Annotated in this window: 21 protein-coding genes and 1 pseudogene; 14 read left to right on the top strand and 8 right to left on the bottom strand. The window is 72.1% G+C overall.

The genetic code is table 11. The annotated features are described in order from the left end of the window. The first annotated feature begins 19 nt into the window (after positions 1-19). The 5 genes from OG574_RS30395 to OG574_RS30415 all read left to right on the top strand — a co-directional run bounded on the left by OG574_RS30395 (position 20) and on the right by OG574_RS30415 (position 6,149). Positions 20-412 (top strand): VOC family protein, encoded by a 393-nt coding sequence (locus OG574_RS30395; protein ID WP_326775804.1) that lies wholly within the window; start codon positions 20-22, stop codon positions 410-412. 91 nt (positions 413-503) lie between these two features. Continuing rightward, positions 504-3,752, top strand: a complete 3,249-nt coding sequence (locus tag OG574_RS30400; protein ID WP_326775805.1) for a S41 family peptidase — start codon at positions 504-506, stop codon at positions 3,750-3,752. An 88-nt stretch (positions 3,753-3,840) separates the two neighbouring features. Continuing rightward, positions 3,841-4,194, top strand: a complete 354-nt coding sequence (locus OG574_RS30405) for a histidine triad nucleotide-binding protein (protein WP_100594337.1) — start codon at positions 3,841-3,843, stop codon at positions 4,192-4,194. A 20-nt stretch (positions 4,195-4,214) separates the two neighbouring features. Further along, entirely contained in the window at positions 4,215-5,123 is a 909-nt protein-coding gene (locus tag OG574_RS30410; RefSeq protein WP_326775806.1) for a ribonuclease Z, read from the top strand. Positions 5,124-5,144: 21 nt separating this feature from the next. Then, positions 5,145-6,149: an adenosine deaminase gene (locus OG574_RS30415; protein WP_100594258.1), complete on the top strand. Its 1,005-nt coding sequence runs from the start codon at positions 5,145-5,147 to the stop codon at positions 6,147-6,149. Here the strand turns inward: OG574_RS30415 and OG574_RS30420 are convergent. Next, a complete protein-coding gene (locus tag OG574_RS30420) occupies positions 6,110-7,486 on the bottom strand; it encodes an MFS transporter (protein WP_326775807.1) in 1,377 nt (458 codons plus the stop codon). The two genes, OG574_RS30415 and OG574_RS30420, sit on opposite strands and share 40 nt — an antisense overlap. A gap of 350 nt (positions 7,487-7,836) precedes the next feature. On the opposite strand from OG574_RS30420, the gene OG574_RS30425 reads away from it, so the two are divergent. The 7 genes and pseudogenes from OG574_RS30425 to OG574_RS30455 all read left to right on the top strand — a co-directional run bounded on the left by OG574_RS30425 (position 7,837) and on the right by OG574_RS30455 (position 13,492). Continuing rightward, positions 7,837-8,928: a carbohydrate kinase family protein gene (locus OG574_RS30425; protein ID WP_326775808.1), complete on the top strand. Its 1,092-nt coding sequence runs from the start codon at positions 7,837-7,839 to the stop codon at positions 8,926-8,928. A gap of 132 nt (positions 8,929-9,060) precedes the next feature. Then, positions 9,061-10,098 (top strand): PhoH family protein, encoded by a 1,038-nt coding sequence (locus OG574_RS30430; RefSeq protein ID WP_100594261.1) that lies wholly within the window; start codon positions 9,061-9,063, stop codon positions 10,096-10,098. A 10-nt stretch (positions 10,099-10,108) separates the two neighbouring features. After that, on the top strand, positions 10,109-10,606 hold the full coding sequence (gene ybeY, locus OG574_RS30435) for an rRNA maturation RNase YbeY (protein ID WP_100594262.1): 498 nt from the start codon (positions 10,109-10,111) through the stop codon (positions 10,604-10,606). Beyond that, the gene (locus OG574_RS30440; RefSeq protein WP_100594263.1) at positions 10,603-11,886 is read left to right on the top strand and encodes a hemolysin family protein; all 1,284 of its coding nucleotides are present in this window, start codon (positions 10,603-10,605) and stop codon (positions 11,884-11,886) included. Before ybeY ends, OG574_RS30440 begins: the two co-directional genes overlap by 4 nt. A 4-nt stretch (positions 11,887-11,890) precedes the next feature. After that, positions 11,891-12,244: an MmcQ/YjbR family DNA-binding protein gene (locus OG574_RS30445; RefSeq protein ID WP_326775809.1), complete on the top strand. Its 354-nt coding sequence runs from the start codon at positions 11,891-11,893 to the stop codon at positions 12,242-12,244. A gap of 43 nt (positions 12,245-12,287) precedes the next feature. Beyond that, positions 12,288-13,110: pseudogene (locus OG574_RS30450) on the top strand (helix-turn-helix transcriptional regulator). A 28-nt stretch (positions 13,111-13,138) separates the two neighbouring features. Continuing rightward, positions 13,139-13,492: a cytidine deaminase gene (locus OG574_RS30455; protein WP_326775810.1), complete on the top strand. Its 354-nt coding sequence runs from the start codon at positions 13,139-13,141 to the stop codon at positions 13,490-13,492. 58 nt (positions 13,493-13,550) lie between these two features. On the opposite strand, the gene OG574_RS30460 is transcribed toward OG574_RS30455, so the two are convergent. After that, entirely contained in the window at positions 13,551-13,889 is a 339-nt protein-coding gene (locus tag OG574_RS30460) for a P-II family nitrogen regulator (RefSeq protein ID WP_100594266.1), read from the bottom strand. Next, positions 13,886-15,208, bottom strand: coding sequence for an ammonium transporter (locus OG574_RS30465; RefSeq protein WP_326775811.1), 1,323 nt, complete (start codon positions 15,206-15,208; stop codon positions 13,886-13,888). The genes OG574_RS30460 and OG574_RS30465 overlap by 4 nt, the downstream gene beginning before the upstream one ends. Before the next feature lie 166 nt (positions 15,209-15,374). On the opposite strand from OG574_RS30465, the gene era reads away from it, so the two are divergent. Then, positions 15,375-16,337 (top strand): GTPase Era, encoded by a 963-nt coding sequence (gene era, locus OG574_RS30470; protein WP_199841793.1) that lies wholly within the window; start codon positions 15,375-15,377, stop codon positions 16,335-16,337. Between the two features lie 101 nt (positions 16,338-16,438). On the opposite strand, the gene OG574_RS30475 is transcribed toward era, so the two are convergent. Then, positions 16,439-17,272 (bottom strand): helix-turn-helix transcriptional regulator, encoded by an 834-nt coding sequence (locus OG574_RS30475; RefSeq protein WP_326775812.1) that lies wholly within the window; start codon positions 17,270-17,272, stop codon positions 16,439-16,441. Positions 17,273-17,400: 128 nt separating this feature from the next. On the opposite strand from OG574_RS30475, the gene OG574_RS30480 reads away from it, so the two are divergent. After that, a complete protein-coding gene (locus OG574_RS30480) occupies positions 17,401-18,255 on the top strand; it encodes an NAD-dependent epimerase/dehydratase family protein (RefSeq protein ID WP_326778677.1) in 855 nt (284 codons plus the stop codon). Positions 18,256-18,278: 23 nt separating this feature from the next. On the opposite strand, the gene OG574_RS30485 is transcribed toward OG574_RS30480, so the two are convergent. From OG574_RS30485 to OG574_RS30500, 4 genes are all read right to left on the bottom strand, one after another. Next, complete coding sequence (locus OG574_RS30485; protein ID WP_326775813.1) at positions 18,279-19,526, bottom strand: MFS transporter; 1,248 nt, start codon at positions 19,524-19,526, stop codon at positions 18,279-18,281. Beyond that, positions 19,523-20,863 carry a GH1 family beta-glucosidase gene (locus OG574_RS30490; RefSeq protein WP_326775814.1) on the bottom strand — a complete coding sequence of 447 codons (1,341 nt, stop codon included), beginning with the start codon at positions 20,861-20,863 and terminating at the stop codon, positions 19,523-19,525. The genes OG574_RS30485 and OG574_RS30490 overlap by 4 nt, the downstream gene beginning before the upstream one ends. 65 nt (positions 20,864-20,928) lie before the next feature. Continuing rightward, positions 20,929-21,195 (bottom strand): protealysin inhibitor emfourin, encoded by a 267-nt coding sequence (locus OG574_RS30495; protein WP_100594272.1) that lies wholly within the window; start codon positions 21,193-21,195, stop codon positions 20,929-20,931. A 71-nt stretch (positions 21,196-21,266) separates the two neighbouring features. Continuing rightward, on the bottom strand, positions 21,267-22,340 hold the full coding sequence (locus tag OG574_RS30500; RefSeq protein WP_326775815.1) for a M4 family metallopeptidase: 1,074 nt from the start codon (positions 22,338-22,340) through the stop codon (positions 21,267-21,269). Positions 22,341-22,435 lie beyond the last annotated feature (95 nt).

Genomic DNA, 22,435 nt, shown 5'->3' on the forward strand with positions numbered 1-22,435 from the left:
CAACCCCTGAGGGGAACGCGTGGAACTCGCCCAGGTCAGACTCCTCGTCTCCGACTTCCGTGCCTGTTACCACTTCTACGCGGACGTGCTCGGCCTCAAGCCGCAGTCGGGCGCGGAGGACGGGCCGTACGAGAAGTTCAGCCCCACGGCGGGCTCCGCGGGCATCGGGCTCGAGGACCGGGCGCTGATGGCGCAGGTCATCGGCGATCTGAGTGACGCCCCGGACGGGCACCGGTCCCTCGTCGTGCTGCGGGTCGACGACCTGGACGAGTACTGCGAGCAGATCGTCGCGCGCGGCGCCGAGATCCTGCACGGGCCCGCGCCGATGACCGACCGGATGCGGGTCGCCCACCTCAAGGACCCCGAGGACAACATCGTGGAGCTCCAGGAGTGGCTGCTGATGCGGGGTTGACCCCCCTCGCCGGCGGTGGCGTCGCGCAGCGGTCCGGGGCAAGTGACCAAACCCCCTGACCTGGCCGTGCGCGCGTGCCTAGGGTGATCGGGTGACACGGACAGCGCACTCTGGATATCTCCGGTTCCCGCATCTGCACGGCGAGTTGGCCGCCTTCACCGCCGAGGACGACGTCTGGGTCGCTCCTCTCGACGGTGGGCGCGCCTGGCGCGTCAGCGCCGACAACGTCCCCGTCAGCCATCCCCGGATCTCGCCCGACGGCACCACCGTCGCCTGGACGTCCACCCGCGACGGCGCCCCCGAGGTGCACATCGCCCCGGTCGACGGCGGACCCTCGAAACGCCTTACGTACTGGGGCAGTTCGAGGACGACGGTGCGCGGCTGGACCCCCGACGGGCGGGTCCTCGCGCTCAGCACCCAGGGCCAGGCGTCCCTGCGCCGCAGCTGGGCGAGGGCCGTACCTCTCGACGGCGGACCCGCCACCACACTGCCGTACGGGCCCGTGGGCGACGTCGTGACCGGGCCCGGCGGGCAGGTCGTCCTGCTGTCCGCGCCGATGGGCCGCGAGGCCGCCTGGTGGAAGCGCTACCGGGGCGGCACCGCAGGGAAGCTGTGGATCGACCGGGCGGGCGACGGCGAGTTCGTCCGCCTCCACGAGGAGCTCGACGGGAACATCGAGTACCCGATGTGGGTCGGCGACCGGGTGGCTTTCCTGTCCGACCACGAAGGTGTCGGCGCCCTGTACTCGTCCCTCGCCGACGGCAGTTCACTGCGCCGGCACACGCCGGTCGACGGCTTCTACGCCCGGCACGCGGCGAGTGACGGCACGCGTGTCGTGTACTCCTCGGCCGGTGAGCTGTGGTTCGTGGATGCCCTCGACAGCGCGGCCGGCGCGGATGGCGCCGTGCCGCGCCGCCTCGACATCCGTCTCGGCGGGCAGCGCGTCGACCTCCAGCCCCACCCCGTCAGCGCCGCCCGCTGGTTCGGCGCGGCGGCGCCAGACCACACCGCGCGCGGCAGCGCCGTCTCGGTGCGCGGCGCGGTCCACTGGGTCACCCACCGTTCCGGGCCCGCCCGCACGCTGGCCGCCCGGCCCGGCGTACGGGCCCGCCTCCCGCGCACCTTCCGCGTCGAGGGCGAGGAACACGTGGTGTGGGTGACGGACGCCGAGGGCGACGACGCCCTGGAGTTCGCGCCCGCCACCGGCATCGCGCCCGGCGCCACCCCGCGCAGGCTCGCCGCCGGGCAGCTCGGCCGCGTACTGAACCTCGCGATGGCGCCCGACGGCAGCCGGGCCGCCGTCGCCTCGCACGACGGGCGTGTGCTGCTCGTCGAGCGCGAGAGCGGTGAGGTCAGGGAGGTCGACCGCAGCGAGGACGGCCACGTGAGCGGCCTCGTCTTCTCTCCGGACTCGGCGTGGCTCGCCTGGTCGCACCCCGGCCCCTCGCCCCTGCGCCAGCTCAAGCTCGCCAACACCGCCGACCTGTCGGTGACGGAGGCGACGCCGCTGCGGTTCCGGGACTACGCCCCCGCGTTCACCCTCGACGGCAAACACCTCGCGTTCCTCTCCGCGCGCTCCTTCGACCCGGTCTACGACGAGCACGTCTTCGACCTCGCGTTCGTCGGGGGCTCGCGGCCGCACCTGATCACGCTCGCCGCGGCCACGCCGTCCCCGTTCGGCCCCCAGCGCCACGGCCGTCCTTTCGACACCCCGGACAGCCCCGCCGCCGAGACCCCCGACAGCGAGGGCACCCCCACCACCCGTATCGACCTCGAAGGGCTCGCCGACCGCATCGTCGCGTTCCCCGTGGAGGCCGCCCGCTACACCACCCTGCGGGCCGCCAAGGACGGCGTCCTGTGGCTGCGGCACCCGGTCCAGGGCGTGCTCGGTGCGTCCCGGGCCACCCCCGACGACCCCGACCCCAAGAGCGAGCTCGAACGCTACGACCTCGCCCAGCAGCGCATCGAGCACCTCGCCTCGGACGCCGACCACCTGGCCGTCAGCGGCGACGGCAAGCGCGTCCTGCTGTGGACCGACGGCAAGCTCAAGGTCGTACCGAGCGACCGGCGCGCCTCCTCCGACGACGACAGCGACACCAACATCACGGTCGACCTGAGCCGGGTCCGCCAGGACGTCGACCCCGTCGCCGAGTGGCGGCAGATGTACGACGAGGCGGGCCGCCTCATGCGGGACAACTTCTGGCGCGCGGACATGGACGGCGTCGACTGGGACGGCGTCCTGGAGCGCTACCGGCCCGTCCTCGACCGCGTCGCCACCCACGACGACCTCGTCGACCTCCTGTGGGAGGTCCAGGGCGAACTCGGCACCTCCCACGCCTACGTCACACCGAGCGGCGGCTGGAGCGGCGGCGACAGGCGGCAGGGCCTCCTCGGCGCGGACATCTCCCGCCACGAGGACGGCAGTTGGCGCGTCGACCGCGTCCTGCCCACCGAGACGTCCGACCCACGCGCCCACGCACCGCTCGCCGCGCCCGGGGTGGCCGTGCGCGCGGGTGACGCGATCATCGCGGTGGCCGGACGCCCCGTCGACCCCGTCACCGGTCCGGGACCGCTCCTCGTCGGGACGGCGGGCAAGCCCGTCGAGCTGACCGTCTCCCCGGCCGGCGGCGGCGACCCGCGCCACGCGGTCGTCGTCCCCGTCGCCGACGAAGAGCCGCTGCGCTACCACGCCTGGGTCGTCGACCGCCGCGCCCACGTCCACGAGCAGTCGGGCGGCCGACTCGGCTATCTCCACGTGCCCGACATGCAGGCCCCCGGCTGGGCCCAGATCCACCGCGACCTGCGGGTCGAGGTGGCGCGCGAGGGGCTCATCGTCGACGTGCGCGAGAACCGCGGCGGACACACCTCGCAGCTCGTCGTCGAGAAGCTGGCCCGCCGGATCGTCGGCTGGGACCTGCCGCGCGGCTCCCGCCCCTTCAGCTACCCGATGGACGCGCCCCGCGGCCCCGTGGTGGCCGTCGCCAACGAGTTCTCCGGCTCCGACGGCGACATCGTCAACGCGGCGATCAAGGCGCTCGGGATCGGCCCCGTGGTCGGTGTACGCACCTGGGGCGGCGTCATCGGCATCGACAGCCGCTACCGGCTCGTCGACGGCACGCTGGTGACCCAGCCCAAGTATGCGACCTGGCTGGACGGCTACGAGTGGGGGGTGGAGAACCACGGCGTCGACCCCGACGTCGAAGTGGTCGCCGCCCCGCAGGACCACGCGGCCGGGCGCGACCCGCAGCTCGACGAGGCCGTGCGCATCGCGCTGGCGGCGCTCGCCGAGAACCCGGCGCGCACGGCACCCGAACTCCCGGAACCGCGCGTACGGGAGTGAGGCCTGTCGTGGAGGCAGGCGCCGCGGGTGGCGGCGGGCCGGATAGCATTCCCGGCGTAGTGACCGGACGGTGTGAGGAGACGTGATCGTGGCCGGAGAGCCGCAGGCCGACTGCCTGTTCTGCAAGATCGTCGCGGGGGAGGTCCCGGCCACGCTGGTACGCGAGACCGAGACCACCGTCGCCTTCCGGGACATCAACCCGCAGGCGCCGACCCATGTCCTCGTCATCCCGCGGGTCCACCACCGCGACGCCGCGGCCCTCGCCGCCGCCGAGCCGCAGATCGCCGCCGACGTGCTGCGGGAGACGGCCGAGGTCGCCGCCGAGGAGAAGCTCGACAGCTACCGCGTCGTGTTCAACACCGGCAGCGGCGCCGGCCAGACCGTCTTCCACGCCCACGCCCATGTCCTCGGGGGCCGCGGCCTCCAGTGGCCCCCCGGCTAGCGGGCGCCGGGCAACGCGCCGTGTCCGTACGGGAATTGGTGGTGCTCGGCACCGCGAGCCAGGTGCCGACGAGGCACCGCAACCACAACGGCTACCTGCTGCGCTGGGACGGGGAGGGCATCCTCTTCGATCCCGGCGAGGGCACGCAGCGCCAGATGCTGCGGGCCGGCGTCGCCGCGCACGACCTCAACCGGCTGTGTGTCACCCACTTCCACGGCGACCACTCCCTCGGCCTCGCCGGGGTCATCCAGCGCATCAACCTGGACCGGGTGCCGCACCCCGTCACGGCGCACTACCCGCGCTCCGGTCAGCGGTTCTTCGACCGGCTGCGGTACGCCACCGCGTACCGCGAGAGCGTCGCGCTAGCCGAGGAGCCGGTGTCCGGCGAGGGCGGCGTGCTCGCCGAGACGCCGTCGTACACGCTGGACGCGCGCCGTCTCTCCCACCCCGTCGAGTCCTACGGCTACCGCCTCGTGGAGCCCGACGGGCGCCGCATGCTGCCCGACCTGCTTGCCGAACACGGCATCTCCGGGCCCGACGTGGGGCTCCTCCAGCGGGACGGGTCCCTGCGCGGCGTCACCCTCGACGACGTGAGCGAGGTGCGGCGCGGGCAGCGGTTCGCGTTCGTCATGGACACCCGGCTCTGCGACGGGGTGAACGAGCTCGCCGAGGGGTGCGACATGCTCGTCATCGAGTCGACATTCCTCGACGGGGACCACCGACTGGCCTCCGAACACGGCCACTTGACCGCCGGGCAGGCCGCGCGCGTCGCGGCCGAGGGCGGGGTGCGGCATCTCGTGCTCACCCACTTCAGCCAGCGCTACTCCGACCCCGAGGAGTTCGAGCGCCAGGCCCGCGCCGCCGGCTTCACCGGAGAGCTCACCGTGGCGCGGGACCTCGACCGCGTACAGGTGCCCAAACGCGTCTAATCCCGGGCGTACCATGCTCTGATGTCCCTCGCTTCGCTCCCCAAAGCCGAACTCCACCTGCACATCGAAGGCACCCTCGAACCCGAGCTCGCCTTCGAACTCGCGGCCCGCAACGGCGTCGACCTGCCGTTCGCCGACACCGAGGCCCTCCGCAAGGCCTACCTCTTCGAAGACCTGCAGTCCTTCCTCGACCTGTACTACGGCCTGATGGCCGTCCTGCGCACCGAGGAGGACTTCGAGCAGCTCGCCGACGCCTACCTCGCGCGCGCCGCCGCGCAGGGCGTGCGGCACGCCGAGATCTTCTTCGACCCGCAGGCCCACACCGCCCGCGGCGTGCCGATCGGGACCGTCGTCGAGGGCCTGAGCGCCGCCCTGTCGAAGAGCGTGGAGCGCCACGGCGTCTCCACCCGTCTCATCATGTGCTTCCTGCGCGACCAGTCCGCCGAGTCGGCGATGCAGACCCTGGAGTCCGCGAAGCCCTACCTCGACCGGATCGTCGGCGTCGGCCTCGACTCCGCCGAGGTCGGCAACCCCGCCTCCAAGTTCCGCGAGGTGTACGAGGCCGCGGGCGCGCTCGGGCTGCGCAAGGTCGCCCACGCGGGCGAGGAGGGCGACCCCTCGTACGTATGGGAGGCGCTCGACGTGCTCGGCGTCGAGCGCATCGACCACGGGCTCCGCTGCGTCGAGGACCCGGCGCTCGTCGAACGGCTCGTGCGGGACCGGGTGCCGCTGACGCTGTGTCCGCTGTCGAACGTGCGGCTGCGCGCCATCGACGTACTCGAAGACCACCCGCTGCCGCGGATGATGGACGCCGGTCTGCTCTGCACGGTGAACTCCGACGACCCGTCCTACTTCGGCGGATACGTCGGAGACACCTTCCACGCGGTCCACGAGGCGCTCGCGCTCGACCACGAGCGGCTGCGCGAGCTCGCCCGCAACTCGTTCGTCGCGTCGTTCCTCGACGACGACGAGGAGCTGCGCTCGCGCTACCTCGCCGAGGTCGACGCGTTCGCGTTCGACGACTGACCGAGTGCCGCCGAGCCGCCCCGCGGTCCCGCCGTGGAGAACTCCTCCTGCGTCGGGGCCGGTTGGGGCGTGCTCACCGTGATCTCCACGACCGGCTGCTCGGCCGCGCCCATCTGCGGGACCGCGCCCGCCGGGGCGCCCGTCACGCCGGCCACCAGAGCGGCGGGGGCGCCGCCCCTCCTGCGGACCGTGCCGGGCCGCAGCAGCGGGCTGCCGCCCGTGTGCAGCGCCACCGCGGTGAGCGGCAGTGCCAGGACGAGCAGCGCCACGGCGAGCGTCGTGCCCATCGCCGGATAGCCCGCCGTCTGCGACAGGACGCTGCCGGTGAGCGGGCCGCAGGCCGTGCCGAGCGACGCCGCCGAGCCGACGAGGACCGCCCAGCGGCCGCGCGGGTCCAGGGACGCGGCCAGGCCGATCAGATACGACAGGACCACCGGGTACAGCGTGTTCCACGCGATCTCACCGGTCGCGAACGACGCGAGGTCGTCCGCGCGGGCGCTCACCACGATGCAGCATGCGATCAGTGCCGTGCCCGCGCCGATCGGGGCGGCGCGGCCGAGCCGGGACCCGAGCGCGCCCGCGCCGAGCACGCCCACGAGCGCCGTGCCGAGCGCCACCGCGAAGACCGCGCCGACGGTGATCTCCGTCAGGCCCGCCTGGTCCGTGCCGATGCGGCTGCTGACGCCCCACAGGGAGTTCTGCGCCATCGACCAGCAGAGCATCGCGGCGGCCAGGACCAGGCCCGAACGGCGGAAGGGGAGAGGGCTTGCGGGCCTGTGCTGCCCGGCGGGGGTGGGGAGCCCGGCGGTGCCGCTCTCCAGTCCGGAGGTCGCAGGCCACGTCGCCAGTGCCGTCAGTGCGATCGCCGCGAACGGGAGCGCATGGCCCGTACCCAGATGCGGCATCGTCAGATACAGCGCACCGGCCAGCGCCGAGACGCTGAGCAGGCCCAGCGTCGAGGCCCGGTGCGGGTCGCGCTGCCCGGCGATTCCCGTCGCGGCGACCGTCGTCGCCGTGCCCGACCCGAAGCCGCCGGCCATCGCGCCGAGTACCACCAGCGGTACGAAGGACGTCGCCGCGGCCGCGCCGTATCCGAGCGCCGCGAGCAGCAGACCCGCTCTGGCGAGGGTGCGGGGGCCGGTGCGGTCCACACGGCCGGCGAAGGTGAAGCCCGCCGCGGCCGAACTCATCAGCAGCGCACTGCCGATGAGGCCCGCCTGCGCCGGGGGGAGATGGAGGCTGTCACCGAGGCGGCCCACGACGGTGGGCAGCAGATACGGGGCCAGATAACCGGCCGTGAAGAGGGCGACAAGGGGCCGGGGAGTGCGGCGGGACACGGGCGTTCCAAAGCGTGGCGGTGTACGGGGATCAGAGCATGCGGAACTGCGGGAATGCCTGAACAGGCAAGGGGAATGGGGGGTGCGCCGGGGCTCGCGATACGAGGGGGCCGCGGCCAATTTGTATCAAGCGCGGGGAGGGTGAAAACAGCTGGGCCGGTGTGATCTGGACCACGTTCTGTTTGGAGGGTAGGAGTGGGGGTAGGCGAGGTCGTTTTTTCGAGGAAACAGGCAGCGACAGCGACCCCGGTCCGGGGGCGCCGACTCCCGTTCCGCACGCCGTGCTACGCGCGTTGCCCGTGGGGTATCAGGCACACTGTGCGGACCCTCACGACTCTGGGGAGCCCACCTTGAACTCCAACGACCCGGCACATGTGGATCCGCTCGCCCGGCTGCGCACCCCCGACGATCCGCCCTGCGACGTCTATCTGACGGGGACCGTCTTCCTCGACATCATCTTCACGGGCCTGGACAGCGCCCCCGTGCGGGGGACCGAGTCCTGGGCGCGCGGCATGGGGTCCAGTCCCGGCGGAGTCGCCAACATGGCCACCGCCCTGGCCCGGCTCGGGCTGCGGACGTCGCTGGCCGCCGCCTTCGGGGACGACCACTACGGCGAGTACTGCTGGGACAGCCTGGAGCAGGGCGAGGGCATCGACCTGACGTCGTCGCGGACCGTCGCCGGCTGGCACTCGCCCGTCACCGTCTCCATGGCCTACGAGGGCGAGCGGACCATGGTCAGCCACGGTCACGAGCCGCCGCCCGGGGAGCCCGCCCCCGAGTGCCCTCCGCGGGCACGCGCCGCTGTCGCCTCGCTGGCCCCCGGGCTGAGCGAGCCCTGGATCGCCACGGCCGCGGGCCGCGGGACGCAGATCTTCGGTGACGTGGGCTGGGACGACACGGGCCGCTGGGACCTGAGCTCCCTCGACGACCTGTCGCGCTGCGAGGCCTTCCTGCCGAACGCCGAGGAGGCGATGCGCTACACCCGTACGTCCTGCCCCCGGGCCGCCGCGCACGCCCTGGCCGAATACGTGCCGCTCGCCGTGGTCACCCTGGGTGCCGAGGGCGCCTACGCGGTGGACGCCCGCAGCGGGGAGACCGCCTCCGTGCCCGCCATCGAAGTCGCCGCCCTCGACCCCACCGGCGCCGGGGACGTCTTCGTCGCAGGGTTCGTGACCGGGACGCTCGCGGGCTGGCCGCTGGCCGACCGGCTCGCCTTCGCCGGACTGACCGCCGCTCTGTCCGTGCAGGAGTTCGGCGGCTCGCTGTCCGCGCCCGGCTGGTCGGAAATAGCGGCCTGGTGGCGGCATGTGCAGGCCTACGACGACCAGGAGCCCGCGGCGCTGCGCCGGTACGCCTTCCTGGAGGCGCTGCTGCCCGAGGTGAGCCGGCCGTGGCCCCTGCGGCGGGCGGTGCCGACGATCGGCTTCGGGCGGGGCGTCTAGCGAGAGGCCCCTGGCCCGCGGAAAAGGCCTACGGCGTTGTCGGTGCACCGTCGTACCCTGGGCAGTGCAAGGCTGTCGACGCGGGCGCGAGCCCCCGCACGAGGAGGATGAGCAGGCCTTCAGTGCCGGCCCATGACTCAGACACCCACCGCTCAGGCGCGAGCGCATTTCACGGTCCCGGCGAACCACCCCATGGTGACTGTCCTCGGATCCGGCGACGCGCTCCTTCGCGTGATCGAGAAGGCCTTCCCGGCGGCCGACATTCATGTCCGGGGCAATGAGATCAGCGCTGTGGGCGACGCGACGGAAGTCGCCCTCATCCAGCGCGTGTTCGACGAGATGATGCTGGTGCTCCGCACCGGACAGCCGATGACGGAGGACGCAGTGGAACGCTCGATCGCCATGCTCAAGGCGAGCGAGAACGGGGAGGGTGACGGCCAGGAGACCCCGGCCGAGGTTCTCACTCAGAACATTCTCTCGTCGCGGGGCCGGACCATCCGTCCGAAGACCCTCAACCAGAAGCGCTACGTCGACGCCATCGACAAGCACACCATCGTCTTCGGCATCGGTCCCGCCGGTACGGGCAAGACCTATCTCGCGATGGCCAAGGCCGTACAGGCCCTGCAGTCCAAGCAGGTCAACCGCATCATCCTGACGCGGCCGGCCGTGGAGGCGGGCGAGCGGCTCGGATTCCTGCCGGGCACGCTGTACGAGAAGATCGACCCGTATCTGCGCCCCCTGTACGACGCGCTGCACGACATGCTCGACCCCGACTCCATCCCCCGCCTGATGGCGGCGGGCACGATCGAGGTGGCGCCGCTGGCGTACATGCGAGGCCGCACGCTGAACGACGCCTTCATCATCCTGGACGAGGCACAGAACACGAGCGCCGAGCAGATGAAGATGTTCCTCACCCGGCTCGGCTTCGACTCGAAGATCGTCGTCACCGGTGACGTGACGCAGGTCGACCTGCCGAGCGGCACGAAGAGTGGTCTGCGGCAGGTCCAGGACATCCTGGAGGGCCTCGACGACGTCCACTTCTCGCGGCTCACCTCCCAGGATGTCGTCCGGCACAAGCTCGTCGGCCGTATCGTCGACGCGTACGAGAAGTACGACAGCCAGCACGGCACCGAGAACGGCTCGCACCAGGGCCGCGGCAGAGGGAAGTAGCAAGCACCGCATGTCGATCGACGTCAACAACGAGTCCGGAACCGAGGTCGACGAGCAGGCGATCCTCGACATCGCCCGCTACGCGCTCGCGCGGATGCGCATCCACCCGCTCTCCGAGCTCTCGGTGATCGTCGTGGACGCCGACGCCATGGAGCAGTTGCACGTGCAGTGGATGGACCTGCCGGGGCCCACGGATGTCATGTCGTTCCCGATGGACGAGCTGCGGCCGCCGTCGAAGGACGACGAGGAGCCCCCGCAGGGTCTGCTCGGCGACATCGTGCTGTGCCCAGAGGTGGCGAAGAAGCAGGGCGAGGACGCCGACACGCAGCACTCCATGGACGAGGAGCTCCAGCTGCTCACCGTGCACGGGGTGCTGCACCTGCTCGGTTACGACCACGAGGAGCCCGACGAGAAGGCCGAGATGTTCGGGCTTCAGGCGGCCATCGTGGACGGGTGGCGGGGTGACAAGGGCCTGACCGGTCCGTCCCCCGCGCCCACCGTGTCATGAGTCTTTCGCTCGTCGCGGGCGCCGTCGCCCTCGTCGTGGTCGCCTGGCTGGCGGCCTGCGCCGAGGCCGGCATCGCCCGCACCTCCAGCTTCCGCGCCGAGGAGGCCGTCCGGTCCGGGCGGCGCGGCAGCGACCGGCTCGCCCAGGTGGCCGCCGACCCGACCCGCTATCTGAACGTGGCGCTGCTGGTCAGGGTCGCCTGCGAGATGGCCGCCGCGTCCCTGGTCACGTACGCCTGCCTCCAGGAGTTCGACGCGACCTGGGAGGCGCTGGCCGTCGCCATCGGCGTGATGGTCCTCGTCTCGTACGTGGCGGTGGGCGTCTCGCCCCGCACCATCGGACGGCAGCACCCGCTGAACACGGCCACGGCCGCCGCGTACGTGCTGCTGCCGCTGGCCCGGATCATGGGGCCCATTCCGCCGCTGCTCATCCTCATCGGCAACGCCCTGACCCCCGGCAAGGGGTTCCGGCGCGGGCCCTTCGCCTCCGAGGCCGAGCTGCGCGCCATGGTCGACCTCGCCGAGAAGGAGTCCCTCATCGAGGACGAGGAGCGCCGCATGGTGCACTCCGTCTTCGAGCTGGGCGACACCCTTGTCCGCGAAGTCATGGTCCCCCGCACCGACTTGGTCGCCATCGAGCGGTACAAGACGATCCGGCAGGCGCTCACGCTGGCCCTGCGGTCCGGGTTCTCCCGCATCCCGGTCACCGGCGAGAGCGAGGACGACGTCGTCGGCATCGTGTATCTCAAGGACCTCGCCCGCAAGACGCACATCAGCCGGGACGCCGAGAGCGAGCTCGTCTCGACCGCGATGCGGCCCGCCACGTTCGTGCCCGACACGAAGAACGCGGGCGACCTGCTCCGCGAGATGCAGCAGCTGCGCAACCACGTGGCCGTCGTGATCGACGAGTACGGCGGCACCGCGGGCATCGTCACCATCGAGGACATCCTCGAGGAGATCGTCGGCGAGATCACCGACGAGTACGACCGTGAACTCCCGCCCGTGCAGGACCTCGGCGACGAACGCTTCCGGGTGACCGCCCGCCTCGACATCGGCGACCTCGGCGAGCTGTACGGCATCGAGGAGTACGACGACGAGGACGTGGAGACCGTCGGCGGGCTCCTCGCCAAGGCGCTCGGCCGGGTGCCGATCGCGGAGGCCTCGTCCGTCGTCGAACTGCCCGACGGGCGCAAGCTGCGGCTCACCGCGGAGTCCGCCGCGGGCCGGCGCAACAAGATCGTGACAGTGCTCGTGGAGCCGGTGGGCGAAGAGGGGAAGTGACGTCGTGACGCCGCAGGAGCTGCGCGCCTTGTGTCTGTCGTTCAACGCGGCCGTCGAGGAGTTCCCGTTCAACCCCGACACGTCCGTCTTCAAGGTCCTGGGCAAGCTCTTCGCCCTGACGAACCTGGACGCGCGGCCCCTCACCGTCAACCTCAAGTGCGACCCCGAGGACGCGGTGCGCCTGCGCGGCGACCACGAGGCGATCGTGCCCGGCTGGCACATGAACAAGCGGCACTGGAACACCGTGACCGTCGCCGGACTCCCGGACAGGATGGTCAGGGAGCTCGTGGAGGACTCGTACGACCTCGTGGTCGCCGGCCTGCCGAGGGCCGAGCGCCTCAAACTCGACCGTGGCTGACGACGCCGACGCGTACCGCCGGCGGGAGCTGCGCGAGTTCCTGATGAACCGCCGCGCCCGGGTCACCCCCGCGCAGGCCGGCCTCCCCGACGGCGGGGGCCCGGCGCCGCACACCGGGGCTGCGCCGCGAGGAGGTCGCCGTCCTTGCCGGGGTCGGCGCCTCCTGGTACCAGTGGCTGGAGCAGGGCCGCGACATCTCCGTGTCCCCGCAGGTCCTCGACGCGGTCGCCCGCGTCCTGCGCCTGTCCGGCGCCGAGCGGCGCCATCTGTACGTCCTCGCCGGCCTCAACCCGCCGCCCGCGTCCGCGGACCCGGCCGCCGTGGGCCGCGACGACGGCCTGCGCCGCATCATCGACACCTGGATGCCGTACCCGGCGCACATCGTCGACCCGTACTACAACTGCGTGATGTACAACGACGCGGCCGCGACGGTCCTCAACATGCGGCCCGGCAACACGCAGAACTGCGTCCTGGACTTCTTCACCGACCCCGTCTACCGCTCCCGGAGCGTCAGTTGGGAGCGGAACGCGGCGACGGTCGTGGCCCAGTTCCGGGCGGCCTGCTCCGAGTACCCGGGCGACGAGGGCTTCCAGGAGGTCGTCGCCGCGACGAAGGCGGCGAGCGCCGAGTTCGCCGAGCTGTGGGAGCGGCGCGACATCGAGGCGGCCGGACAGATCCGCAAGGAGCTCACGCACCCCGTGGCGGGCGTCCTGCACGTCGAGTCGACGGCCCTGAAGGTGCCGGCCAGGCCCGACCTCACGATCATCCTGCACACGCCGCTGCCGGAGGCGGACACGGCCGCGAAGCTGGAGTGGCTGGCGACGCCCGAGGGGCGGCGTGGGGCCATGTACCCCGTTGCCGGGTGAGCGTGACGGCGTTCCCTATGCTCACCCCATGACTGAGAGCAACGACCTCACCGCCGAGGACCGCAAGATCGTCACGCTGGCCCGCAGCGCCCGGGCCCGCAACGGGGTGCCCGAGGGGGCCGCCGTGCGGGACGAGACGGGGCGTACGTACGTGGCGGGGACCGTCTCGCTGGACTCCCTGAAGCTTTCCGCCTTGCGTACCGCTGTCGCGATGGCCGTGGCGTCGGGGGCGCAGTCGCTGGAGGCCGCCGCCGTTGTCTCCGACGGCTCGGAGGTCGTCGGGGAGGATCTGGCGGCGGTGCGGGATCTGGGGGGCGCGGGTACGCCGGTGTTCCTCGCGGGGACCGACGGCGTGGTGCGTGGGGCCGTGGCCGCCGGCTGAGACATTCAGCCCGTCCGGCGTTTGAGGACCGGGGTCCGGGGCGGAGCCGCGGAGTTGCCTACAGCGCGTCCGGCCCGCGCTCGCCCGTCCGTACACGCACGACCGTCTCCACCGGGACCGCCCACACCTTGCCGTCGCCGATCTTCCCGGTCTGGGCCGCGCGCACGATCGCGTCGATGACCGGGTCGAGGTCCGCGTCCTCGACGACGACCTCGATCCGGACCTTGGGGACGAGGTCGATCCGGTACTCGGCCCCGCGGTAGACCTCGGTGTGGCCGCGCTGGCGCCCGTAACCGCTGGCCTCCGTGACGGTCAGGCCCTGCACGCCGAGCTCCTGGAGCGCGGTCTTCACCTCGTCCAGGCGGAACGGCTTGACGATCGCGGTCACGAGCTTCATGCGGAGGGCTCCTTCGGCGGGGCGGAGTGGGCGGTGTGCTGGGCGGTGTGTCCGGCGTGGACGCCGTGATCGTAGGCGGTCTCCGCGTGCACCGTCTGGTCGAGGCCCGTCAGCTCGTCGTCGGCGGAGGCCCGGAAGCCCATCACCCGGTCGATCGCCTTGCCGATCCCGTACGTCACCAGGAACGTGTACGCCGCGACGGTGAGCACGGCGACCGCCTGCCTGCCGAGCTGCCCGAACCCGCCCCCGTACAACAGGCCCTCCTTGCCGCCGGTCATCGTGGCCGTCGCGAACAGGCCGATCAGCAGGGTGCCGACGACACCGCCGACGAAGTGCACACCGACGACGTCCAGCGAGTCGTCGTAGTCGAAGCGGAACTTCCACGCGACGGCGCACGAGCAGACGACGCCCGCCACCAGACCCACCACGCAGGCCCCCAGCACGCCGACCACGCCGCACGCCGGGGTGATCGCGACCAGGCCGGCGACCGCGCCGGACGCCGCGCCGAACGTCGTGGGGTGACCGTCGCGCTTGTGCTCCACGAAGAGCCAGCCGAGCAGGCCGGTGCAGCCCGCGATCAGCGTGTTGAGGACGGACGCGGCCGCCAGGCCGTTCGCGGCGAGCGCCGAGCCGCCGTTGAAGCCGAGCCAGCCGAACCAGAGCAGACCCGCGCCCGTCATCACCATCGGCAGGTTGTGCGGGCGCATCGATTCCTTCTTGAAGCCGAGACGCGGGCCCAGGATCAGGCACAGGGCCAGACCGGACGCGCCCGAGGCGATCTCCACGACGAGGCCGCCCGCGAAGTCGAGCCCGCCGAGGGACTGCGAGATCCAGCCGCCGGGACCCCACACCCAGTGCGCCACGGGAACGTATACGAGCAGCGTCCACACCGGTACGAACACCAGCCAGGCCGCGAACTTCGTGCGGTCCGCGACCGCGCCGCTGATCAGCGCGGCCGTCAGGAACGCGAAGGTGAGCTGGAAGGTGGAGAACAGGAACGTGGGGACCGTGCCGGTCATGCTGCGGGGGCTGATGCCCGCCATGCCCGCGTGCTGCAGACCGCCGATGAGGCCCGCGAACGCGTCGTCGCCGAACGCGAGCGAGTAGCCGGCGACCAGCCAGACGACGGTGACCAGCGCGATCGACACGAACGACATCAGCAGCATGTTCAGGACGCTCTTCGTGCGGACCATGCCGCCGTAGAAGAGGGCCAGGCCCGGCGTCATCAGCAGGACGAGCGCGGTCGCGGCCAGCAGCCACGCGGTGTCGCCGGTGTCGAGGCCGGTGGCGGCGGCCAGCGGCGCGTTCTCGGTCTGCACGGGGGTCTCCTCGGGCGTGGGGGTGGACGACGAGCCTCACCGTCGCGCGTTTCCGTTCGCTGACCCGCGCGTTTCCGCGGTGTTTCGTGTTGCGCGGGGGTTTCCGGAGCCTCACGACGGACCGGCTTGCCCCGCAGGTGCGGCAGGGCGCGGTGGATCAGGGACAATGGGCGCCATGAGCGTTCGTACCCAGTCATCCGAGCCGTCCGGGGAAGCGTCCCACCGGGCCGGCTTCGCCTGCTTCGTCGGCCGCCCCAACGCGGGCAAGTCCACCCTCACGAATGCTCTGGTCGGCAAGAAGGTCGCGATCACCGCGGACCAGCCGCAGACCACGCGGCACACGGTGCGCGGCATCGTGCACCGGCCCGACGCCCAGCTGATCCTGGTGGACACCCCGGGCCTGCACAAGCCGCGCACGCTGCTGGGCCAGCGGCTCAACGACGTCGTGCGCACGACGTGGGCCGAGGTCGACGTCATCGGCTTCTGCCTGCCCGCGAACGAGAAGCTCGGCCCCGGCGACCGCTTCATCGCCAAGGAGCTCGCCTCCATCAAGAAGACGCCGAAGGTCGCGATCGTCACCAAGACCGACCTGGTCGACAGCAAGCAGCTCGCCGAGCAGCTCATCGCCATCGACCAGCTCGGCAAGGAGCTCGGCTTCGAGTGGGCGGAGATCGTGCCCGTCTCGGCCGTCGGCGACAAGCAGGTCGGCCTGCTCGCCGACCTGCTCGTCCCGCTGCTGCCCGAGGGCCCCGCGCTCTACCCGGAGGGCGACCTCACGGACGAGCCCGAGCAGGTCATGGTGGCGGAGCTGATCCGCGAGGCCGCGCTCGAGGGCGTGCGTGACGAGCTGCCGCACTCCATCGCCGTCGTCGTCGAGGAGATGCTGCCGCGCGAGGACCGCCCGGCGGACCGGCCGCTCCTCGACATCCACGCCTTCGTCTACATCGAGCGCCCCAGCCAGAAGGGCATCATCATCGGCCCGAAGGGCAAGCGCCTCAAGGACGTCGGCATCAAGTCCCGCAAGCAGATCGAAGCGCTCCTCGGTACCCCCGTCTTCTTGGACCTGCACGTGAAGGTCGCGAAGGACTGGCAGCGCGACCCGAGGCAGCTGCGCAAGCTGGGCTTCTAGGCGGCGTATCGGGTGCGGGCCCGTGCGGCTCGTGCCTCGGGGCTCCGCTCCTCAAACGCCGGAGGGGCTGAACGTGCGGGACCCGCGCAAGCTCCGTGCCCTCACGGCCTGCTCGGGGTCAGGTCCTGGAGGCCCACGACCCGCAGCAGTTCCAGGCGTTCGTACGTCTCCGTGCCCGGCTGGGCCGAGTGCACGACGAGTTGCTGGTCGTGGCCGTCGCTGAGCAGTACCTCGCAGTCGAGGTCGAGGGCGCCGACCACGGGGTGCAGGAAGCGTTTCGGTGACGGGCGGCGTACGACGACGTCGTGCGACTGCCACAGCTCCTCGAACTCCCGCGATCCGGCGCGCAGTTCGGCCACGAGCGCGGCCGGGCCCGGATCGTCGGGGCGGGCCGCGGCGACCGCCCGCAGGCTCGCCACGTGGGCGCGGGCGTGCGTCTCGTGGTTCTCGGGCGGGAACATGGGCCGCGTCGCCGGGTTCGTGAACCAGTCGCGGATCACGTTCCTGCCGGTGTGGTCGCCCGTCAGGGCCACCGACATCGTGTTCTGGGCGAGCATCTCGCCCCAGTCGCTGATCACCGACGCCGGCAGATCGTGCAGCCGGTCCAGGATCAGCAGCAGCCCCGGCCGCACATGCCCCGAGGAACGGCCGGGACGGGGCGGCTCCTCGCCCGCCAGATGGAACAGATGGTCCCGCTCGGCGTCGTTGAGCCGCAGCGCGCGGGCCAGCGCGGTCAGCATCTGCCGCGACGGATGGGAGCCGCGGCGCTGTTCCAGGCGCGTGTAGTAGTCCGTGGACATCCCGGTGAGCTGCGCCACCTCCTCGCGGCGCAGCCCCGGCGTGCGGCGCCGCGGGCCCGCGGTCAGGCCCACGTCGGAGGGCGCCAGGCGGGCGCGGGAGCGGCGCAGGAAGTCGGCGAGTTCGGCTCGGTTCACCCCTTCAGGATCGCTCGGAACCGCCCTCGTAACCAGGGAGCGCCAGTCCCCGGATAACCGCGTCTCTCCCGCCGTGCCCGCCACTCGCGCAGGCTTCAGGCATGGCTACGAAACACGAGGAGGCGGCCATGCTGACACTGGTGACAGGTGCGACGGGCAAGGTCGGACAGCGGTTCGTGCCGCGACTGCTGCAGAGCTCGGCGCCGGGCGACCAGGTGCGGGTGCTCGTACGGGACGCGGCACGCGGTGAGCGGTTCGCCGCGCTGGGCGCGGACGTCGTGGTCGGCGACCTGCGGGACGCCGATGTGCTGGGCAAGGCGACGGCCGGGGCGGACGCCGTGGTGAACGTCGCCGCTGCCTTCCGCGGAGTGCCCGACGAGGAGGCGCGGGCGGTCAACAGGGACGCCGCCATCGAGCTGGCCCGGGCCTCCGTGGCCTCGGGCGTGCGGCGGTTCGTGCAGGTCAGCACGGGTCTGGTGTACGGCTCCGGGCGCGGCAGGCCGCTGGTCGAGGACGACGAGACGGTGCCGGGCGGCCATCTGTGGGGCACCTACCCCGAGTCGAAGTGGGAGGCGGAGCGCGCGCTGCGGGCGATGGACGGCCTCGACGACCTGCGCATCGCCCGGCTGCCCTTCGTGTACGGCGACGGGGACTCGCACCTGGCCGACGTGACGCAGTACGCGCAGAACTGGCCGGCCATGCAGCGCCTGCACATGGGCCACCACGCGGATGTCGCCCAGGGTCTGCAACGCCTCCTGTACGCGCCGGGAGCGCACGGCGTCTACAACATCGCCGACGACGCCCCGGTCACGATGGTCGACGTGTACCAGGTCAACGGCGTGCCGGTGCCGCCGGAGGCGTACGCCAAGGTGGACCCGGACCCCTGGGCCGGCGTCATGTCGACGGCCCGCGTCCGCCGCGAACTGGGCTTCCGCCCGTTCTTCCCGTCCGTCTGGACGGCCCTGGATGCCGGCGCGCTGTAGAGCCCAGGGGGAGAGCCCACCGGTCAGGCCACCGACCGGATCCGCCGCACCAGGAGCGCCCCCACGAGCCCGATCACCGCCGCCACCAGGTACAGGACGCGGTAGCCGCCGAGATACGTCACGATCGGCGCGGCGAGAGCGGGCGCGGCGACCTGGGGCAGTGAGTTGGCGACGTTGATGACGCCCAGGTCCTTGCCCCGGTCCATGGCCTTGGGCAGGACATCCGTCATCAGCGCGAAGTCGACCGAGGTGAAGACGCCGAAGCCGATGCCGAGGACCGCCGCCGCGACGATCGCGCCCGGCCAGGTCTGCCAGCCGGCCAGCGCGGCCGTCGCCACCGCCATCAGGACGCCCGACCAGATCACGAAGGGCTTCCGGCGCCCCAGCCGGTCGGAGGCGACCCCGGCCACGACGACGGTGCACAGCAGGGTCACGCCGTTGACGGCGGTGAGGATCAGCACGCCCTGGTCGGGATCGCCGTAGTGCAGGCGGTCGCGCAGGTAGTAGAGGAGGTACAGGAGGACCAGCGCGTTGCTGAGGTTGATCAGGAAGCGGGTCAGCCAGGCCCAGCCGAGGTCGGGGTGGCGGCGGGGGCTCAGCCAGAACCCGGCCAGGAAGGTCCGCCAGGCCCACGGCGGCCGGTCCGCCGGGGCGAGCCGCAGGTCCGGATGGCGCAGCACGTACGGCAGGACGCCCACCAGGGCGAACACCGCGCACGCCGTGTACCCGGCGCCCACCCCGCCCACGACGGTCGCGAGCCCGGTGCCGACGACCACGCCCAGGATCTGCGCGGCCCCCAGCCAGCCGCCCACCGCGCCCCGCTGGAGCCGCGGCACCCGGTCGGGCACGGCCGCCGTCACCGCCGCGAACGCCGCGTTCAGCGTCAGCTGCACCAGGCACCAGCCGGCCGCCATCGTCCACACGGACCCGGCGCCCGCCAGCAGGAGCAGCGCGCACGCGCCGCCGCCCGCGCCCGCCACGATCCACGGCGTGCGCCGCCCGAACCGCGACACCGTACGGTCCGAGAGCGCGCCGAAGAACGGGTTCGCGGCGAGCGACACGACGGCGCCCACCCCGGTCACCCACGCGAGCAGCGCCTCCTTCGACATGCCGGTGCCGGGCGCGAAGTCCTCGGCCTGGAGGGCGAGCAGGATCTGCAGGGGCCCGTACCAGCCGACCCAGATCGCCCCGTTGGCCAGCGACAGCGCGGCCGTCCAGCCGCGCCCGACCCGCTCGACGGGTTCGTCGAGCGCCGCGGCGGGAGCCGTCATGCGCGCTGCGCCCGCAGTACGTCCCGCAGCCAGTGGTACGACGCCTTCGGCGTGCGCTCCAGGGTCGCGTAGTCGACGTGGACGAGGCCGAAGCGGCGCGCGTAGCCCTCCGCCCACTCGAAGTTGTCCATCAGCGACCACACGAAATAGCCGCGCACGTCGACACCGGCCTCAAGGGCCCGGTGCAGGGCCCGCAGATGCCCGTCCAGGTACGCGATCCGCTCCTGGTCGTCGACTCCCTCGTAGCTGCAGCCGTTCTCGGTGATGACGAGGGGCGGGAGCCGGTCGCCGTAGCGGTCGCGGAAGGCGAGGAGGAGCTCGGTGAGCGCTTCGGGGACCACCGGCCAGCCGAAGTCCGTGACGGGATATCCCTCGATCTCCCTTGGGGAGAAGGGGAGTTCGGGCGGCAGGGTGAGGCCGGAGAACTCCGTCGCGTCGCCGGAGGTGAGCGGCGCGCCCACCTTGGTCGGCTGGTAGAAGTTGATCCCGTACCAGTCGACGGGTTCCGCGATCACCTTCAGATCGGCGTCCACATCGCCCGGCATCAGGTCTCCGATGCCCTCCGGGTAGGCGCCGAGCAGCAGCGGATCGGCGAAGAGCCGGTTGAGGAGCACGTCGTAGAAGTCCGCGGCCTCGCGGTCGGCCGGGTCGTCGGAGGCGGGCCAGGTCGGGCCGTGCGAGTTCGCGATCCCGATGTCCGTGGCGCCGGCCGCGCGCAGCGCCCGTACGGCGAGGCCGTGGGCGAGGAGCTGGTGGTGGGCCGCGGGCAGCGCGTCGAACAGGAGTTGCCTGCCGGGCGCGTGCTGGCCGAGCGCGTGGCCGAGCAGGGTGTGCTCGGCGGGCTCGTTGAGGGTGATCCACTTCTGTACGCGGTCGCCGATCCGGTCCGCGACCCGGACCGCGTGGTCCGCGAAGAGCGACGCCGTGTCCCGCTTCAGCCAGCCGCCCGCCTCCTCCACGGACAGCGGGGTGTCCCAGTGGAAGAGCGTCGGCACGGGCTGTACGCCCGCCGCGCACAGCGCGTCGACGAGCCGGTCGTAGAAGTCGAGGCCGCCCGGCGACAGGACCCGCGGCCAGGAGACGGAGAAGCGGTACGCCCCCGCCCCGAGCCCCGCGATCAGCGCCACGTCCTCGCCGTAGCGGTGATAGTGGTCGCAGGCGACGGCGGCCGTCGAGCCGTCCTTCACCCGCCCCGGCTCTGCCGTGAACGCGTCCCACACCGAGGGCAGGCGCGCGTCGACGGCGCCCTCGATCTGATGGGCCGAGGTGGACACGCCCCACAGGAAGTCGTGCGGGAACTGAGGTATCGGTTCGCTCGCTGCCATGCGCGCGATCATCCGTACCGGCGGTAACGGAAGTCAACGCCCGTGCGGCAAAAGGTCGTTGCGCCCCCGAAGCGCCGCTACGCCCCTTCCTTCAGCACCCGCGAGATCAGCCCCCGCTGCTCGTCCGTGAGCCGCGGATCCGCGCAGTACACGGTCTTCCCGTCCACCGTGATCGTGTAGCTGAACCCGTCCGGCACCCCCACCGGCGGCGTGCCCCGGCCCCCGGCCAGCGCCTGCTCGGCCAGGGCATGCCACTCGTGGGCGTCGGCGCGGCCCGAGGTGTCGACCTCGGCCCGCCGCTCGATCCCGGCGAATCCTCCGGTACGGATGACCTGAATACGCATGGGACCTGTCTACTCCAGCGGCCGCCCGCTGCCCAGCCGGGCGGCCGCCGAGCCCTGTGCCTGAGCCGGCCCTACTCCGTGGGTACGCCCACCTGCGACCAGGCCTTCTGGACGGACTCCAGCTCCTCGCCGTCCTTGTAGCGGGTGCGCGCCGCCTTCACCGTCAGCTTCGCGAAGTCCGCGAAGGACGCGTCCTGCGCCAGCTCCCCGCCGGTCAGGACGTCGTACCAGATCTGCCCGGCCCGCTCCCACGCGTTGCCGCCGAGCGCCACGGCCAGCAGATAGAAGGCGTGGTTCGGGATGCCGGAGTTGATGTGCACACCGCCGTTGTCGCTGCTCGTCTGCACGAAGTGGTCCATGTCGGCGGGCTGCGGGTCCTTGCCGAGCACGTCGTCGTCGTACGCCGTGCCGGGCGCCTTCATGGAGCGCAGCGCCTTGCCGGTGACGCGCGGCGCGAGCAGGCCCGCGCCGATCAGCCAGTCGGCGTCGGCGGCGCCCTGGCCGAGCGAGTACTGCTTGATCAGGGAGCCGAAGACGTCCGAGACCGACTCGTTCAGGGCGCCCGGCTGCCCGAAGTACGTGAGGTTCGCCGTGTACTGGGTGACACCGTGCGTCAGCTCGTGGCCGATCACGTCGACCGGGATGGTGAAGTCGAGGAAGATCTCCCCGTCCCCGTCGCCGAACACCATCTGCTCGCCGTTCCAGAACGCGTTGTTGTAGTCGTTGTCGAAGTGCACGGACGCCTTCAGCGGCAGACCGCTGCCGTCGATGGAGTCACGGGCGTACTTCTCCAGGTACAGCTCGAAGGTGGCGCCGAGGCCCGCGTACGCGCGGTTGACGGTCGCGTCCTGGCCGGGCTCGTCCCCCTCACCGCGGACCTTCGTGCCCGGCAGCTCGGTGCGGTGGCCCGCGTCGTAGAGCGTGCGGTGCGGCTTGTGCTCGACGGCGTCCATGGGCGCGGCCACCGAGGGGGCGCCGATCACGGTGGTCAGGCGGCGGCGTGTGCGCTCAAGGGCGTCGCGTTCCAGGGTGCGGCGGGCCAGGGCGGAGAGGGCGGGGTCGCCGGAGCGTGCAGCCTTGTCGAGGATGTGGGGCGGCACGATGGTGCAGAAGACGGGCTCGAAGCCCGAGCGGTTCGCGGTCATTGCGGCAATGTGGCACTGCGTGACCTCACTGTCACTACCTGCAGCCAGGATTAATGAAATAGAGGTATTGATCACCTCTTGCCCGTTACCTGACG

This window comes from Streptomyces sp. NBC_01445 (assembly GCF_035918235.1).
Lineage (GTDB): Bacteria > Actinomycetota > Actinomycetes > Streptomycetales > Streptomycetaceae > Streptomyces.